This is a genomic window from Burkholderia sp. Cy-637 (assembly GCF_011753175.1).
Classification (GTDB): Bacteria; Pseudomonadota; Gammaproteobacteria; order Burkholderiales; family Burkholderiaceae; genus Burkholderia; species Burkholderia gladioli.
This window is the reverse complement of sequence record NZ_VWWC01000351.1, coordinates 1-2,016: the sequence shown is the minus strand read 5'-3', so window position 1 is coordinate 2,016 and position 2,016 is coordinate 1. Positions and strand designations below refer to the sequence as shown.

Below are 2,016 nucleotides of genomic sequence, written 5' to 3'. Positions count from 1 at the left end.
CCGGCCAGGCCGCGCGCGTCGCCGCGATAGGCGGTGCCGGCCGCGATCGTGACGATGCCCGACAACTGGCCCAGGTTCGGTGCGAGACCGAGCAGCCGTCCCCCCGTGGCATGGCCGACGGCGAACTGGCGCGCCTCGGGCAGCCGCGCGGCGAGGCAGTCGAGCGCGGCCGGCAGGTCGGCCTCGCCCCACTGCCGCAGCCGCACGCGATCGGCGTCGCCCACCGCCGTGCGCGAGCCGCCGATGCCGCGGTTGTCGTAGCTCAGCACGCTGAAGCCGGCTTCGGCCAGGAAGCGCGCGAACCCGTCGTAACGCGCGCGCGGCGTGCCCAGCGCGCTGTTGATCAGCACCGCGCGCCGGTTCGATACGGGGGGAATATGGAGCGAGCCCGTCAACGGTCGTCCGTCGCGTGCCGCGAACTGGAGAGTCTCGACCGTGATCGCCATCGTCTGCCTCGTCGTGGGAGCGGCTATTGTGCAAGCGAACGCGCAGGCCGCCAACTGCGTCGTCGCGCCGTTCCGGCGGGCCGCGCCGCGGCATCGCGCGGCACGGGCGGGCCGGTGTCTGTCCGGTCCGTCGAACGGTCGGCCATTATGGTGCCGGATCGAAACGGCGCGACGATGAAGAGGCGGCACCGGTACCGACCGGCTTCGCGGCGGCGCATCGGGTTTCGCATGCGCGCGTGCCGGCCGTCATGTGCCGCAAGACGTGATCCCGCTCGCCGACGGCGGCCCGGATTTCAGCGCTCGGCGGCCGCCACGCGGTAGAGCCGCCAGAAGGTCTGCGCATAGGCTTGCGCGAGCCGCGGCACGTCGTGGAATACATTCAACTCGTGCACGCCGGGGCGCATGTCGGCACGCGGCAGCAGCGCGGCCACGTCCGCGCCGCTGGCCGCCCTGGCCAAACCCGCGCGCCGGGCCGCGACCTCGGTCGCGACGGCATCGTCGACCACCAGGAACGGCGCGCGGATCAGGCCGGCGCGACGCGCGAACACCACCTCGACGCCGGTTTCGGCCAGCAGGGCCGCGCCGCTGTAGCGCAGTGCCGGCGCCGAACGGTCGAGCACCACGCGCACCGCGACCCCGCGCCGGCGCGCATCGCACAGGGCGGCCGCCAGCTTCGGCGACAGCGAGGCGTAACCGGCCACCAGCACGCGCTGCCGCGCGCCGCGCACCAGTTCGGCGGCCAGGTCGGCCGAGACGGCATCATCGGAAAAATAGGCGCTGGCGCTCGCGCCGACGAAGGGCGCGGGCAGCGCGAAAACGGCGGGCGCGGCAAAGGCGGAAGCCGCGCTGAAAGCAGCGGCAAGGCGGGCGTGTGGTCTCATCGGGCGCGTATTGTAGTCACGCCGATGCGGCTCGCAAGCGGTTTCTGCGCGGCGTGGCGCGGCGACGACGAACGCGCGTTCGCCGGGCCGTGCCAGCCGCGTCCGGCAGCGGCTTCGGGTGCCGTGGATCGCCCGGCTTCCGGCCGGTATCGAGGCCTTTCCGCTTGTACGGCGAGGGCATGCCGCCGCTGCCTTCGCCGCCTCGTTCAAGCTGCCTCGATCATCCGCTTCGGCCGGATCCCTCGCGAAGCCCTCCACTTGCACGGCGACCTGCATACCACCGCGCCCCCGCCACGCCCTTCAAGCCGCCTCGATCCTCTCCAGCCAGCCGCGCACGCCGTCCAGCGAGCGGAAATCGGCCAGGCTGCGCGCCGGTATCGATGGATAGGCCGCACCCGCCATCTCGGCCAGCGCGCGCCCCGGCCCGAGTTCGAGGAAGGCGCTCGCGCCGGCCTCGACACAGGCGGCCAGGCAGGCGGCCCACTCGACCGGCTCGGCGATCTGCCGGGCGAGCTTGTCGAGCCCGGTTTCGGTATCGAGCACGGCGGCGCCGTCGATGCCGCTGAACAGGCGCGTGCCGGCCGCGCCGCGCGCGACCGGCACGGCGCCGAGCGCATCGCGGAACACCGGCACGGCCGCCGCGAGCCGCGGCGTATGCGAGGCGATCCGCACCGGCACCGGCATCACGC

General features: G+C 73.9%; 2 protein-coding genes and 1 pseudogene. All 3 read right to left on the bottom strand.

Annotation, left to right across the window (positions count from 1 at the left end):
- The coding region (locus F3J10_RS35380) for an alpha/beta hydrolase (protein WP_205200597.1) at positions 1-446 on the bottom strand (446 nt) is incomplete at its 3' end.
- Between the two features lie 293 nt (positions 447-739).
- Positions 740-1,327, bottom strand: a complete 588-nt coding sequence (locus tag F3J10_RS35375) for a hypothetical protein (RefSeq protein ID WP_167244025.1) — start codon at positions 1,325-1,327, stop codon at positions 740-742.
- Positions 1,328-1,627: 300 nt separating this feature from the next.
- Positions 1,628-2,016: pseudogene (locus tag F3J10_RS35370) on the bottom strand (malonate decarboxylase subunit epsilon); the annotation flags it as partial.

Bases quoted from the DNA above. Each gene is read 5' to 3' on its own strand.
- F3J10_RS35375 (WP_167244025.1), bottom strand. From the start codon at position 1,327: ATGAGACCACACGCCCGCCTTGCCGCTGCTTTCAGCGCGGCTTCCGCC.